Raw genomic sequence first — 14834 nt, 5'->3', positions numbered from 1 at the left:
CGCACCTTGGAGGATGTGCTCGCTCGCCGCACGCGGGCTCTGATTCTCGACGCTCGGGCAGCGGCCGAAATCGCGCCCAAAACCGCTGTTTTAATGGCCCAGGAGCTGGGGTGGGACGACGCACGACAAAAGCAGGAAATCGACGACTTTTGCCGGTTGGCGCGCGAGTACGTGCTGAGTTGACGGAGACTTTTCGACCAGTCGGTTTGCCATGCTTTTTTGTTGCCGAGGCCGAGAGTGTCGTCGACTACCGAGCCGTCAAGTCGGCAGGCTGCAGCGGAGCGGTTCTCTTTTGATCGGCTGATGAAAGGAGACAAGGTCGACGATCCCGCAGCACTTTCGTCGACTCTTTTTTCGATGCGGGCTGATTAGTTTCGCCGCTGCATGAGAAGCCGATGAGTTCATCCATTTCTTTTTGCTTTCCGGCAGCAAAATCCGACGGTTCCGCCTGCCTGCACAGACATTTCGGAACGGCGTATTGCGTCGCCGGACGAATTCTTTATTCCGACTGCTGAAATGCGCCGTTTTCCGCTCAATCTAAAAGACCAGATTCGTCAGCGCTTTGGCCGGACTATGCCATCGGGCCGCCTTTCCTTCTACCCACACCTGAAAATCTCTGTCCGCGTTGGAAAGGTTCAGCACGATCACCGTCACCCTGCCATCCGGATTGATGAACGCCGTCGCAATAAAATCGTCGCTGCTGGAGGTACAGGCAATGCGCTTGGCGCCGGGTTTGACAAAGCGTGAAAAATGCCCGAACATGTAATAGGTCGGACTGTAGATCAACTTTCTCGTGCGAGTGTTAAAGGTCACGACATTTTCGCCCCTGAACTCCCCGCCCGCATGACGCGGTCCGCCGTTTTCATTGAGCAGCATATTCCAATAAACATATCCCTGCGCCCAATTGTTCAAGTCGATGATCATATTCTTGGCCAAACGAAAGGCGTCGTTCCAGCTGCCGCCGATGCCCGCTTCGGTGTACAGCAAACCCTTGTCCGGAAAAGCATCATGAACCATGCGTACATTGTCAAAGTGATCGCCGACATACCAGTGGAAAGCCATCCCCCAGATGTATTGGGATGCTTTGGGATCTTCGTAAGCGACTTTGGCGCGTTGGTACATGATGCCCCGGTTATGATCCCAGATCATCAGCTTGAGGTGCGCCAGTCCGTTCTTTTTCAAAGTCGGTCCAAGATAATCGCGCACAAAATCTCTTTCCTCTGCGGCCGTAAAAATACAGGATTCCCACACCTGAACGGCCAAAGGTTCATTTTGCACCGTCAACCCCCAAATGGGGATGCCTTCTTTTTCGTATGCCTTGACGTACTTGACGAAATAATCGGCCCAAGTTTGCCGATACTCCGGTTTTAGCTTGCCGCCGTAGAGCATGTTGTTGTTGGTTTTCATCCAAGCCGGAGGACTCCAGGGAGAGGCGAAAATCTTTATGTTTCCGCCGGCCGCCTTTAAAGCCGCCTGAATGAGAGGCAGTCGATGCTTGCGGTCATGATCGATCGAAAAATGCTTCAGCTCCGCGTCGCCTTCCACATCGTCATAGGTGTACATTTCATCCGAATAGTCGCAGCTGTGAATGGTCGTGCGGCAAAGCGTGTAGCCGTTGCCTTCGATCGGGTCGAAATGGGCTTTGATGAATTCCTGCTTCTGCTCGGGTGAGAGCAGCGAGTAAATGACCGCCGTGGCATCGGTAAACGCGCCGCCGAAGCCTTCTATGGTTTGGAAGGTTTTGTTTTCATCGACGATAATGGTGGGAAAGTTTTCGTCCGGTTGTTCCAGAGGGAAGAAGACGATGGGACCATGGTATTCCAAATATTCTTCCGGAGATTGCGAAGTCATGTACACCACGGCTTCGAAGCGTTCTTTAGGGGCGGCGGCGAGGTCCCGGGCCGGGACAAGAAGCATCAGACTCACCCCAACGCCCACGCAAGTCCAAAGCTTTTTCATGGCATCCTCCTTGAATAAAAAACATGAAAAATATTAACGTCAAAAATGGATCTCAGCTTTTCCCAATTAGAGCCACCGGCGACAAGAGGCTTTATTGCGATAATATCTCTTCGATTTTTTGCAGCTCTTCCTGCGAAAAGGACAAGTTGTTCAGGCAGCCGACGTTGGCTTCGAGCTGGGACACATTTCCCGCGCCGATGAGAACGCTGGTCACCTGCGGTTTGCGCAGCACCCAGGCCAGAGCCATTTGCGCCAGGGACTGTCCTCTTTCTGCGGCAAGCGCATTCAGCTTCCTGATCTTTCGGATCAAGTCCTCGCTGATTTCCTCTTTTTTCAAAAAGCCCCACGGCTTGGCCGCACGGGAGTCGGGCGGAATGCCGTTCAAATACCGATCGGTCAGCAGTCCCTGCGCCAGAGGCGAGAACGGAATGCAGCCGACGCCCTCTTTTTCGAGCAGATCCAGCAGTCCATCCTCCACCCAACGCACCAGCATGGAATACTTGGGCTGATGGATGAGCAGCGGCGTGCCGAGGCTGCGCAGAGCCTGGATTGCCTGGCGGGTCTGTTCGACCGAATAGTTGGAAATGCCGACATAGAGCGCTTTGCCTTGCCGAACGATCAGATCGAGCGCCGCCATGGTTTCTTCGATCGGCGTTTCAGGGTCCGGTCTGTGTGAGTAGAAAATATCGACATAGTCCAATCCCATACGCTTAAGACTTTGATCCAGGCTGGCGATCAGATACTTTTTCGAACCCCATTCGCCGTAAGGGCCGGGCCACATGTAATAGCCGGCTTTTGTGGAGATGATAAGTTCATCACGATAAGGTTTGAAATCCGTTGCCAGCATTTTGCCGAACATCTCTTCCGCCGAGCCCGGAGGCGGGCCGTAATTGTTTGCCAGATCAAAATGAGTAATGCCGAGGTCGAAAGCGCGACGTAGCACGGCGCGGCCGTTTTCGAACACATCGACGCCTCCGAAATTATGCCATAACCCCAGGGAAACGGCAGGCAGCTTTAGTCCGCTTCGGCCGCAGCGATTGTATTTCATCATTGAATAACGATCGGGATCAGCCTGGTACATGCGACGATCTCCTTGATATTTTGATAGGTTAGAATCCCACCGCGCTCAACAACCGGTACAATTTGCCATTAACCTAAGGTTCTTCTTGATTAAAGTCAAGGATTGCGAAGCAGCTCATTCTATATTTTTATTGTTTGAATGATTGTTGTTTATTATTTTTCAAAAACAATTATCGGATGTGATGTATTGTTGAGGTCTTCATGGGAGCTGCAACAGCCTACTACGAGGCGATGCGTCAATATATGTTGGCGCGAAGAGAGCAGAGTGGTTTAAAGGAAAAGATCATTGTTCAAGTCGGCTCGGCCACTTGTGAAAAAGCCGCCGGTAGCGACATGGTGATGCGGGAATTTCAGAAGCTCATTCGCGCTTCCGGCAGAGACGACATTTTGGTCAAGCAGACCGGTTGCACCGGGCGCTGTGCGCGCGAGCCGATCGTCGGCGTCTTCGTACCGGGTCAGATTCCGATCAAATATGAACGGGTCACGCCGGAACGCGTGCAGATCATCTTTCAGGAGCATGTTCTCGGAGGGCGAACGGTTCCCGAGTTCGTCCTTGATAAAAAGACGAAAAACCGATATGATTACGTGATTACCGTCTGTTCATCTGAAAATTGTCTTGGCGGAAAGGACAATCCTGAAAAGCAAATCGAGGCAGCGCTCGAGGAAATCGGCATTGAGGAGGGCACCGTTCGCGTCTTCGGCAGCGGCTGCTTTGGGCTTTGTTCGCCCGAGCGGGTCGGCAGACAGCAGGTGATGATGATTTTCCCGGAAAAGACGCTCTATACTTTTCAGGAACGCGGCGAATTGATCGAAATTTTGCGCACGCATCTGATTGAGAAAAAGATTGCCGAACGATACCGAACGCACGCCGATTTCATCACGGAACAGTTTTTTTCGCTTTACGGGGACGTGGCGTTTTTCAATAAGCAGACGCGCTTGACGCTGCGCAACAGCGGCCTTATCGATCCGGAAAGCCTCGTCGACTATGTGATGAATAAGGGCTATGAAGCCTTGGCGAAAGTGCTGGATCTTGGAGATCCGGATTGGGTGATTCAGGAAATCACAAAGTCCGGACTGCGCGGCCGAGGCGGCGGCGGCTATCCGACCGGCCTGAAATGGCGCAATGCGGTCACCGACAATGACGATCCGATCCGCTACGTCGTCTGCAATGCGGACGAAGGCGATCCCGGCGCCTTTATGGACCGCAGCGCCTTGGAGGGTGATCCGTTCATTATTCTCGAAGGCATGACCATCGGCGCTTTTGCGATCGGCGCCCATCAGGGCTACATCTATGTGCGGGCGGAATATCCGCTGGCCATCGAGCGGTTGGAAAAGGCGATCCGCACGGCGCGCGAAAACAGCCTGCTCGGCGAAAACATCATGAATTCGGGATTCGATTTCGACATCGAAATCCGTTTGGGCGCCGGCGCCTTTGTCTGCGGCGAAGAGACAGCCCTGATGCTCTCGATTGAAGGCAAACGCGGTCAGCCGCGCATTCGGCCGCCTTATCCCACCCAGTCCGGTTTGTGGGGACATCCGACCGTCATCAACAATGTCGAGACGTGGGCAAACGTGCCGACCATCATTCTCTACGGCGCCGACTGGTTTGCGCGCATCGGCACGGAAAAGAGCAAGGGCACAAAGGTCTTTGCCTTGGCGGGCAAGGTCAACAACACCGGTCTGGTGGAAGTGCCGATGGGAACGACGCTGCGCGAGGTTATTTTCGACATCGGCGGCGGCATACCGGACGGCCGAAAGCTGAAAGCGGTGCAGACGGGCGGCCCGAGCGGCGGCTGTATTCCGGCGGACAAGCTCGATACGCCGGTGGATTACGAAGCCCTGGCGGCTCTAGGTTCGATTATGGGCTCCGGCGGCATGATTGTGCTCGATGAAACCGACTGCATGGTGCAGACCGCCAAATATTTTCTCGAGTTCACTCAGAGCGAGTCGTGCGGCAAGTGCGTTCCCTGCCGTGAAGGAACGCTGCGCATGCTCGAGATCATGGAGCGAATTGCCGACGGCGAAGGAACGCTGGAAGATTTGAACAAGCTGGAGCGACTCGGTCGGGTCGTGCAAAAATCTTCCTTGTGCGGCTTGGGAATGACGGCGCCCAATCCGGTCCTCAGCGCGCTGCAGAATTTCCGTGACGAGTTTGTCGCCCATGTGGTGGAAAAGCGATGTCCGGCGCATCGGTGCGCCAAGCTGATCCGCTACGAGATTACCGACAAGTGTACGGGCTGCACGTTGTGCGCGCGGCGTTGCCCGGTCGCCTGCATCAGCGGCAAACCGCGGCAGCTGCACGTCATCGATCAGAGCCGATGCATCAAATGCGGCGAGTGCTTCAATGTCTGCAAGTTCAACGCCGTTGCCAAATTGTAACAAAAGACATAGAAACGACAAGGTGAGCTTGGCATATGAAGAACGTTGAAATATATATCGATGATGAAAAGCTGACCGTTTCGGCAGAGACGACCATCATGCAGGCGGCGGAGCAGATCGGCATCCGCATTCCGCGGCTGTGCTATCATCCCGATCTCTCCGTCGAGGGCGCCTGCCGCGTCTGCATCGTCGAAGTGGAGGGCAGCAACAAGTACATCACCTCCTGCTCGACCAAGGTGTGGGACGGCATGCGCATCCGCACCAACTCGCCCGAGATTCGCATGGCGCGTCGGGACATTGTGGAATTGATCCTCGATAATCATCCCATGGAATGCCAAACCTGCGAGCGCGACGGCAACTGCGAGCTGCAGAACCTGGCCTACAGTCTCGGCGTACGCGAACGGCTTTATGAGGGCAGGCGCAAACAGCACCCCATCGAGTCTTCGAGCGCCTCGGTGATCCGGAACGCCGAAAAGTGCATTCTCTGTCGTCGTTGCGTTCGCGTCTGTTCCGAGGTACAGGGCATCCATAACTTGAGTCAGCTGCACCGCGGCTTTCATACGGTAGTGGCGCCGGCATTCGAAGACGGCATGGCGGATTCGGTCTGCATCAACGTCTGTCCGACGGCCGCTTTCTTGGAAAAGCCGCATACCGAAAGGGTCTGGAATGCGTTGGCCGATCCGAACAAGATCGTCATTGCCCAACTTGCGCCCGCCATCCGTGCCGCCATCGGCGAGGGCTTTTTCCTGCCGCCGGGGACTCCCTGCACCGGCAAGACCGTGACCGCCTTGCGGCGTCTGGGCTTCGATGCGGTGTTCGACACCAATTTCGGCGCCGACTTGACCATTGTCGAAGAGGCGAACGAATTGGCCGAACGGCTGAAAAAAGGCGAGAATCTGCCGCTGTTGACCTCCTGCTCGCCCGGCTGGATCAAGTTCATGGAGCATTTCTATCCAGAACTCATCCCCAATGCCTCCTCCTGCAAGTCGCCCATGCAGATGCTGTCGACGATGCTCAAAACCTACTATGCGGAAAAGCGGGGCATAGATCCTCGGTCCATTTACGTGGTTGGCATCATGCCCTGCGTGGCCAAAAAGTTCGAAATCGAACGGCCGGAGCATTTTGCGCCTGAAGGGTATCCGTATACCGACGCCGTGCTGACAACGCGCGAACTGATCTGGATGATCAAGGCTTACGGCATCGACTTTACGCGGCTGCCGGATGGGGAGTTCGATCTGCCGCTCGGCTTTTCGACCGGTGCGGCGGACTTGTTCGGCACCACCGGCGGCGTGATGGAAGCGGCTTTGAGGACCGCCGCTGAAAAGTTGACGGGGAAGCCGCTGACGGATCTCAACTTTACGCAGGTGCGCGCCGTCGAAGGGCTGCGCGAGGCGACGATTCGATTCGGCGAATATGAGCTCAATGTGGCCGTCGCCAACGGCTTGAACAATGCCAAAACGATTTTGGAAAAAGTCAAGGCGGGCGAAAAGCAGTATCATTTAGTAGAACTTATGGCCTGTCCGGGCGGCTGCATCGGCGGCGGCGGCCAACCTTACCCTCCGCCCGGCTATTATGTGTTGGACAAAGAGATCAATCGACTGCGTGCCGGCGCTCTCTATTCGATCGACGAGGCCAAAACGGTGCGCAAGTCACATGAAAACCCCTACATTCTCAAACTGTACGAAGAATATTTGGGCGAACCGGGCAGTCATAAGGCGCACGAGCTTCTCCACACCACGTATACTGCCCGTGAACCAAAGGGGATCAAGTGATGAATAAGCCGACACTGGACCCGGAAATCGTTCGTTTTATCGAGACCTGTCTGGAAAAAGAACATCCGGACAGCTATTTGATTGCCGTCCTGCACAAAGTGCAGGAAAAATACGGTTACTTATCCAAAGAGCACATGTACGAAGTGGCGCAGCGGCTGCAGGTGCCCACCTCGGTGGTCAGCGGCGTTGCGACCTTTTATCACTTTTTCCGACTGCGGCCGGCGGGGAAATATGCCGTGTCGGTGTGTCTGGGAACTGCCTGTTTCGTCAAAGGCGCCGACAAGGTGTTGGACGCTTTTCGCTCGGAACTGGGAATCGACCTGGGAGAAACGAGCTCCGACCTGCTCTTTTCCCTGGAAAGCAGCCGGTGCCTCGGCGTCTGCGCCTTGGCGCCGGTGGTGACCATCAACGGCAAGGTCTACAGCAAAGTGACGCCGCAACAGGTGCCGCAGCTCATCGATCAAGTGCGCGAAGATGAGATGATGTAAACGAGTACAAATCCGCAAGGAAGACGGTCATGAACTCCTATGAACGGTTTCGAAACCGCTTAAAGGGTTTACCGGTTGATCGGGTTCCCAATTTCGACATCTTTATGCAGTTCGGGGCGCATTTCATTCATGCGGAACTGCGCGATTATTATTTGGATTATCGCGTGTTGGTCGACGCCAATTTGGCCGTTATTGAAGCCTTTCAGGTCGATATTGCTCAGGCGATTTCCGACCCTTATCGCGAAGCCCACGACTTGGGGCTTAAGGTCGAATTTCCTCAGGATGCTCTGCCGCTGGCAACCGAGCCGCTGTTAAAAGATCCGTCCGATTTGAACAAACTAAAACTGGTCCGGCCGGAAGACGGCAGACGGATGAACGATCGGCTCGAAGCGATTCGGCTTTTCCGCGAACGGGTGGGCGGTCAAGTTCCGATCATGGGATGGGTCGAAGGGGCGTTGGCGGAAGCCGCCGATTTGCGCGGCGTGAGCACGCTGATGATGGACATCTTTGAACGGCCGGAGTGGGTTTCGGACCTGCTGGAGTTCTGCTGCGAACAGGAAATTCTTTTTGCCAAGGCGCAGATGGAAGCCGGCGCCGATCTGATAGGCCTCGGCGATGCGGTCGCCTCGCAGATTTCCGCCGACTGGTATGCTCAGTATGCTCTTCCGTACGAGCAGCGCATTTTCGACGCGGTACACAAAGCCGGCGGAACCGCTCGGCTGCACATCTGCGGCAACACAACTCATCTGCTGGAGGGCATGGCTGCCTCAGGCGCCGACATTGTCGATTTGGATTGGATGGTCGATTTTCGGCATGCCGCGCAAGTGTATGAATCGAACGGACCGGCGTTGTGCGGCAACTTTGATCCGGTGGCGGTCATGCTGCAGGGAACGCCGCAACAGGTCGAAGAGGCCGTGCGGCGCTGTATCGCCGACGGCGGTCCGCGCTGTTTCAGCGCCGCCGGCTGCGAAATTCCCGATGGTACGCCGCATGCCAACCTGCATGCACAATCGCATGCTTTAGCGTTGTAGGACAACATACATCAGTCAACAAAGGAGTTCAGCTGTGAATGAATGGGTTGAAAAACTGGCGTTATGCGTGGAACGAGGCAAAGTAAATCGGGATGCTCCGTGGCCGCCGGACCTAAAGGGACAGGACGGCGCCGACGAACTGGCGGCTGCGGCGCTGCAGTCCGGCTGCAGTCCCGACGAGGTGCTGCAGGGCTGCATTTTGGGCATGGACCGGATCGGCAAAAAATTCAGCGAGAATAAAGCGTTTGTGCCGGAGCTGCTGATGTCGGCCAAGGCCATGACCGCAGCCATGAATCACCTGAAACCCTACTTTCAATCCGGTGAAGTAAAACGAAAAGGCACCTTTGTCATCGGCACGGTCGCCGGGGATCTGCACGACATCGGTAAGAACCTGGTGGCCATGGTGGCCGAAGGCGGCGGTTTTGAAGTCATCGATTTGGGCACCGATGTCTCGGCGGAAAAATTTCTCAAGGCGGTGGATGAACACCCAGGCTGCGTGGTGGGCATCAGCGCTTTGTTGACCACCACCATGGTGAACATGGAAAAGGTCATCCGGACGATCAAGGAAAAGCATCCGGAAACGCCGATCATCATCGGCGGCGCTCCGGTCACTCAGGCGTTTGCGGATAAAATCGGCGCCGACGGCTATTCGCCCGATCCGCAGGGTGCCGTCGAATTTCTCAACAAAAAAGTGGCCTGAAAGACTGATTAGAGGGGAAAGCTATGGACATCTTGGCGGCCCTGAACGCCAAGCGGCGGCTGGTTTCCGACGGCGCCTGGGGAACGTTTCTGCAGCACAAAGGACTGCAGCCGGGTGAGTGCCCGGAACTCTGGAATGTGACTCACCGCGAAGCCGTGCTCGACATCGCCCGCAGTTACATCGAAGCGGGCGCGGACGTCATCGAAACCAACAGTTTCGGCGGCAACGCGGTTAAATTGGCGCATTACGGATTTAGTGACAGGGCGTCGGAATTGAGCGAAAAAGCTGCCGAAATTTCGCGGCAAGCGGCCGGCACGGAGCACGGCGTTCTGGGTTCCATCGGCCCGAGCGGCAAGATTCTTTTGATGGGCGATGTAAGCGAAGAGGAACTGTATGAAGCGTTCCGCGTGCAGGCGCAAGCCTTGGAGCGCGGCGGCGCTGATGCGGTCATTTGCGAGACCTTTACCGCGATCGATGAGGCGACGATAGCCGTAAAAGCAGCCAAAGAAAATACGCGCTTGCCCGTCATCTGCACTTTTACCTTCAACAAAATTTCGCAGAACGAATACCGCACGATGATGGGCGTGTCGCCTGCAGAAGCCGCCTCGGCGGCCCTGGCTGCCGGCGCCGACATGATCGGCACCAACTGCGGCAACGGCATGGCGCAGATGGTGGACATTGTCCGTCAGATGCGCGCTGCGGCGCCGCAGGTACCCATCGTTGTGCACGCCAATGCCGGCGCGCCCATCTTGATCGACGATCAAACGGTCTTTCCGGAAACTCCCTCCATGATGGCCGATCTGGTGCCGGCGCTCATTGAGGCAGGGGCGGATATTATCGGCGGCTGCTGCGGCACCACGCCGGAGCATATTCGCGCCATTGCCGCGGCGGTACGCAGGTATGCGGCATGAATGTCGCCCGACTGCAGAACAGTGGAGAGGCCTTCCGGTTCAGCCTCCTGCCGCAGGAGGCGTTGCCTGAACGAAACAGGATTCTGGAAATCATCGGCGGAGAGCAAGACTTTGCGCCGACGGCGCACGCCGTCGACGACGCATTGGCGGCGGCGGAACAGCTGCTTCACCCCGTCGGCGGTTTGATTGTTTTTCCCTCCATCGATTTGTCGTCCGATTACAAGCGTTGTCGCGTAGCCGAGGTGGAATTCGACATCGGCCGCATCATCGGCGCGCAGCTGCGCCGCTCGACGAGCGTTGCGGTTTTCATTTGCACCATTGGTCCGGAGATGGAGCGGCTGGCGGCGGAGAAAATGCGTTGCGGCGACTATTTGGCCGGTTACGCCGTGGACCTCGTCGCCTCCGAGGCGGTCGAGACCGCCATGGACAAGATTCAGGCCTACTTGGAAGCAGAACAAAAGTCCTTGGGACTCAACATCACCAATCGATACAGTCCCGGCTATTGCGGCTGGAAGGTCGACGAACAGCACAAGCTTTTTTCGCTGCTGCCGAAGGGCTTTTGCGGCATATCGCTCAACGACTCGGCCCTCATGACGCCGATCAAATCGGTCAGCGGAATCATCGGCATCGGCAAAGAGGTGAAGAGGTTGGATTATGCCTGCCGTTTCTGCGATATGAAGGATTGTATTTACAGAAGGCGGCATGTGCCGCAAATGAATGACGCGCGGGGATGAATCGGATACACGGATATAAATCGCTTACACGGCGATGAATCCCCTATACAACGGCGGTAAATTGCCGTGCTAAAGGCGGATTCATCCGCCATGGTTCTTAGTTCTTAGCGCGTACGGCGATAAATCGCCGTGTTAAAACGTACGCCCGATAAATCGGGCTAAGGCCTAAGGCCAAGGCGGATTCATCCGCCGTCGATATTTAGCCCGACGATTTATCGCCGGGCGATGATTTGTTGTCGGGATTATTCATGATCGGGTGATTTAACATTTGGAACGTATCATCGCCATTCTGCCGGCGGATCAATCCGCCGGCTAAGGTCTGCGCCCGATGAATCGGGCTAAGGCGGATTCATCATGCCGGCGATCGATCGTCGGGCAATGATCGGTCATCGAACAACCTCTAAAGACGCTCGGAATACCCGACGCCCCTTTTGTAACCACCCCGCCTGTTTCAAAATCGGTTTTAAGGCCATTTTCAGAAACAAAAAAAGCCGCAAAGCATAATGGATCAACAGCCCTTTTTTCCCGCCGTGAACGGTTACGGCGTAATCGGAAGAAAAGGCCTCGACTACGCGTCCGACGATGTTTTCCCGCTTTATCCAGCCGAGATCCGTATGCCGATTATTGTCCCCGCGCGTTTCGACTTTTTCTTTTCTCACTGCCACAACCCGATGCACGATCCCATGATCCTCGTCGGGCAAAAAAAAGAGGATCACATCTCCTCGTCGCGGCAGTGCCCGGCCGTAAGCAGCGATGCGAAGAATATCCCCGTCCCGCAGAAGCGGATGCATGCTGCTGCCTCTATAAACGACGAATTGCTTTAGAATTTCAGCAGGTTGCGGCTGCATGTAACACCATCGACTGCAATGCTGCCTGAAAGCTTTTCACCGATCCCTCACGACCTTTTCATCGAGCGCCTGCTCGATGAGTTCCCAGAATCGGCCGGTCAAGGTAAGATGAAGGACAAAAGCAGGGACGCTTTGCGCGAGGCGGCACAGCTGGTCAAATCTCTTTTGCCGCAGAATGCGTACGGTATCAAGCGGCAATTCGGTCAACCAATAAGAGATTTGTTCAGCGGCGCAGGTGAGCAAGGCCGCCGCTTGTCCCTGACCGATTGGTTCGAGGCGATCCTCCGGCGCCTGTTTCAGGAAAAATGCGGCCGCCAACGGAACTGCTCTTTCGGTTTGCCAAACGCCGCCGCTGCCGCCGTTCGCAAAACGACTGAGCGTCGGAAAGGGATGCCCCCAAAAAGTTCCCTGCGCATCGCGAACGACCAGGACGGTTTCGTCGGCCAACGCTTCCCAGTCGGGAGGCAAACGACGGCAGGCCGTCGTTTTTCCGACACCCCGTCGCGCCGACAAAATCACGCCGACCTGAGGCACGCCCGGCGGACAGACCAATGCACCATGGAGAAGCACGGCGCGATTGACTTCCAAAAGGCTGCGACTGAATTGGTGCTGGATCTTGCGCATGGCGAGAAAAAGATCCCCGAGTTCAGAAGCATGAGAAGGTCGATGGATGGAATCGGGCTCGGAAAGTCCGGTTGCCCATTCACTGCGGATGAACAAGGAATGAGCGCTCTGCAGCTCTTTATCGCTCGAAACGACAGCGGCCGAAAGCCCCAGAGCGGATGCATATCGCCTCACCATTTCTTCCGCCGCCGGATCCGCTGCCTGCAAAAGCCATCGACTTTCATCTGCCAGGCGAATAAAATAGGCTCTTTTCTCGCCGGCTGCGCTTTGCCTCGCCATTGACTTTAAATGCGTTTGTGTAAGACGGCAAAAATTCGTTCAACTTAGAAGCAGGATTCTGCTGCCGAGATAACAGTCATTCGAAGTAAAGTTTGCTCCATACGAGCAGCTGGGTATACCGACATATGGCCCGATTTTGCAGGCGGGCAGGCTGTAATAAGTGCCAATTGTGCACTGTCCGTTTCCTTCAGGCAAGTCACCCAAATAAAAGATCTCTGGTTTTTGGTATTTGCGCTTTAATGCTCCCTGTGTTACAGTTCTTTCCATCATTTTATGTCCCGCATCTTGATTCATTTAAATCCCCGGCATTCAATTCGCCGAATAGCCGCTCGTTCTTAGTAGGAGCATTCAGGCTGTAATATTAAAAAGAAGCACAAATAAAAAATAAGTAAAGGCGCTCGGCCGTTGCGGCCTTGATCATCTAATCAAATCCGATTGATCTGCAGATTGACCATCGGTCAATTTCTTTGTGTTTTCTTTTAAGCGCCTAAAGTGTGCATCTTTAATAGATCAGCTATAGAACCCATATGTGCTCCCCTGTGTACAACTGCCCGGCATAACGTTCCCGCCCTGAAAACAGTTGGAGGTGACGTAACCGCCCACAGAGCAATCATCCCATCCATGTGAATATCCTAGCGTGCAGGCACCGCTTCCCTCGACAAGATCGCTGAGATAAAGAATCGTCGGTTTTTGGTATTTTTTTGCGTATGATCTTTTCGCTTCATGATCTCTTTTCATCGTTTCCTCCTTTACCCTATTTTTTAACATTTGTCAGACGGCTAGTCGGAAACAACCCCTGCTCGTACGCCTCTTGGCAAAACCAAAAGGGCGCAAAAAGTTTTTTTTCGCGGAAATAATTGTGTGCAATGCAGCTGCCCTTGCAGGTCTTTTTCATGACGCATACGCTGCAGACGCCTTGCAGATGATCGGCAAGATGATCGTGGAGACGCTTCAGGATCTTGTTGCGCGACCATATCTTTGCCAGAGGATCTTGGCCGACCCGGCCGAATACCAGTTCGCGGACGCTTTCTCCAATGCCGCACAGCGCATATTCGCCCGTCGGCAACACGCCGATGATCTCTTCGATGCGGCAGACGCCGTTGCCCTGACGGTAAATGGTGCTGAGCGGCCGAAAAGCCGCCGGATAATCGAAAATAAGCGGAACTTTGGAGCTGCGGCTGAAAACCATATCGATTCGGCGGCCAAGCTCGATCAGCTCGGCAACCGATAATGTCTCTTTTTGATCGTAAAGATGCAGGGCGCGACCTATGGGCTGAACAATGTTGAATTTGAGAGACGAAACGCCCAGTTCCTCCGCTAATTGAATGAGCCTGGGGATTTGTTCGGCATTGCGACGAAAAAGAGAAAAAATTACCTGCGGTTTTATTCCGACTTGTGTTAGGTACCGGATTCCGGTTATAGTTTCCTCAAAGGCCCCTTTTTTATTGCGCACGGCGTCGTGCGTTTCTGCATCGGCGCCGTCCAGACTGACGGCTACGAAACAGGAACGCAAATCGGCTAATTGTTTCGCCTGCTGCGGGGTGCACAAGGTCACGTTGGTTTCGATGTTTACGCCGAGATTTTTTGCCTGTAGAAAAGCGATGAGCTCCTCAAAATGCGGGTGCAGCATCGGCTCACCGCCGGTCAGCTTGACCCGCTGCAGGCCTAAAGGCAGAGCTTCTTCCACGGCATGGCGGAAGAGCTCAATCGGCAGAAATGAATCTCTATGCTCAGACCCGCTCGGCGCTTTGCTCAACCAACAATGCCGGCAGCTCAAATTACAGCCGCGGGTGAGGTAAAAATATATTTCCCGCAGGGGGGATCTATGCATCGGGCAGTTTTCCTCCTTCGGCTAAATAGCGACGCAGACACCCTTGCGCAGCAGGATGATCGAGTCTGCCGGTTTCATAATAGGCCAAGGCCGGGCAGTTGCCGGTGCAGTAGGGCAGGTAACGGCAGTGGCGACAAGCGGGAAAATTCGAAAGCGGAATTTTCCGGCGCTCACGCAGTTTGTTCAGGTGCGGATGAT

15 protein-coding genes are annotated in these 14834 nt (G+C 55.0%); 8 read left to right on the top strand and 7 right to left on the bottom strand.

The window, feature by feature from the left end; translation table 11 throughout:
- The coding region (locus ONB24_02785) for an FAD-dependent oxidoreductase (GenBank protein MDZ7315029.1) at positions 1–183 on the top strand (183 nt) is incomplete at its 5' end.
- A gap of 64 nt (positions 184–247) precedes the next feature.
- Here the strand turns inward: ONB24_02785 and ONB24_02780 are convergent.
- The 3 genes from ONB24_02780 to mgrA all read right to left on the bottom strand — a co-directional run bounded on the left by ONB24_02780 (position 248) and on the right by mgrA (position 3040).
- Positions 248–409 (bottom strand): hypothetical protein, encoded by a 162-nt coding sequence (locus ONB24_02780; protein ID MDZ7315028.1) that lies wholly within the window; start codon positions 407–409, stop codon positions 248–250.
- 128 nt (positions 410–537) lie between these two features.
- Positions 538–1959, bottom strand: a complete 1422-nt coding sequence (locus ONB24_02775; GenBank protein MDZ7315027.1) for a hypothetical protein — start codon at positions 1957–1959, stop codon at positions 538–540.
- 91 nt (positions 1960–2050) lie between these two features.
- Positions 2051–3040: an L-glyceraldehyde 3-phosphate reductase gene (mgrA, locus tag ONB24_02770; GenBank protein ID MDZ7315026.1), complete on the bottom strand. Its 990-nt coding sequence runs from the start codon at positions 3038–3040 to the stop codon at positions 2051–2053.
- 752 nt (positions 3041–3792) lie between these two features.
- Here mgrA and nuoF point away from each other — a divergent pair.
- From nuoF to ONB24_02735, 7 genes are read left to right on the top strand one after another with little or no spacing between them, the layout of a single operon-like run.
- On the top strand, positions 3793–5418 hold the full coding sequence (gene nuoF / locus ONB24_02765) for an NADH-quinone oxidoreductase subunit NuoF (protein ID MDZ7315025.1): 1626 nt from the start codon (positions 3793–3795) through the stop codon (positions 5416–5418).
- Positions 5419–5453: 35 nt separating this feature from the next.
- A complete protein-coding gene (locus tag ONB24_02760) occupies positions 5454–7190 on the top strand; it encodes an NADH-dependent [FeFe] hydrogenase, group A6 (GenBank protein ID MDZ7315024.1) in 1737 nt (578 codons plus the stop codon).
- Positions 7190–7678, top strand: a complete 489-nt coding sequence (gene nuoE, locus ONB24_02755; GenBank protein ID MDZ7315023.1) for an NADH-quinone oxidoreductase subunit NuoE — start codon at positions 7190–7192, stop codon at positions 7676–7678. The genes ONB24_02760 and nuoE overlap by 1 nt, the downstream gene beginning before the upstream one ends.
- Before the next feature lie 29 nt (positions 7679–7707).
- Positions 7708–8709 carry a uroporphyrinogen decarboxylase family protein gene (locus ONB24_02750; protein ID MDZ7315022.1) on the top strand — a complete coding sequence of 334 codons (1002 nt, stop codon included), beginning with the start codon at positions 7708–7710 and terminating at the stop codon, positions 8707–8709.
- Positions 8710–8743: 34 nt separating this feature from the next.
- Entirely contained in the window at positions 8744–9409 is a 666-nt protein-coding gene (locus tag ONB24_02745; protein MDZ7315021.1) for a corrinoid protein, read from the top strand.
- Between the two features lie 23 nt (positions 9410–9432).
- Complete coding sequence (locus ONB24_02740; GenBank protein ID MDZ7315020.1) at positions 9433–10320, top strand: homocysteine S-methyltransferase family protein; 888 nt, start codon at positions 9433–9435, stop codon at positions 10318–10320.
- Positions 10317–11054 carry a 5-methyltetrahydrofolate--homocysteine methyltransferase gene (locus tag ONB24_02735; GenBank protein MDZ7315019.1) on the top strand — a complete coding sequence of 246 codons (738 nt, stop codon included), beginning with the start codon at positions 10317–10319 and terminating at the stop codon, positions 11052–11054. The genes ONB24_02740 and ONB24_02735 overlap by 4 nt, the downstream gene beginning before the upstream one ends.
- Positions 11055–11440: 386 nt before the next feature.
- Here the strand turns inward: ONB24_02735 and ONB24_02730 are convergent, their stop codons facing one another.
- The 4 genes from ONB24_02730 to ONB24_02715 all read right to left on the bottom strand — a co-directional run.
- Positions 11441–11902, bottom strand: a complete 462-nt coding sequence (locus ONB24_02730) for a signal peptidase I (protein ID MDZ7315018.1) — start codon at positions 11900–11902, stop codon at positions 11441–11443.
- A gap of 36 nt (positions 11903–11938) precedes the next feature.
- The gene (gene scmC, locus ONB24_02725; protein MDZ7315017.1) at positions 11939–12805 is read right to left on the bottom strand and encodes a SynChlorMet cassette protein ScmC; all 867 of its coding nucleotides are present in this window, start codon (positions 12803–12805) and stop codon (positions 11939–11941) included.
- A gap of 754 nt (positions 12806–13559) precedes the next feature.
- Positions 13560–14636, bottom strand: a complete 1077-nt coding sequence (scmF, locus tag ONB24_02720; protein ID MDZ7315016.1) for a SynChlorMet cassette radical SAM/SPASM protein ScmF — start codon at positions 14634–14636, stop codon at positions 13560–13562.
- Positions 14629–14834: SPASM domain-containing protein (locus tag ONB24_02715; GenBank protein ID MDZ7315015.1), on the bottom strand; the 206-nt coding region annotated here is incomplete at its 5' end. The genes ONB24_02715 and scmF, both read right to left, overlap by 8 nt.

It is taken from the genome of candidate division KSB1 bacterium (assembly GCA_034505495.1).
In the GTDB taxonomy this organism is placed as follows: Bacteria; Zhuqueibacterota; Zhuqueibacteria; order Residuimicrobiales; family Krinioviventaceae; genus Fontimicrobium_A.
Note: the sequence above shows the minus strand (reverse complement) of the source record. Positions and strands in the feature narration are given on the sequence as shown.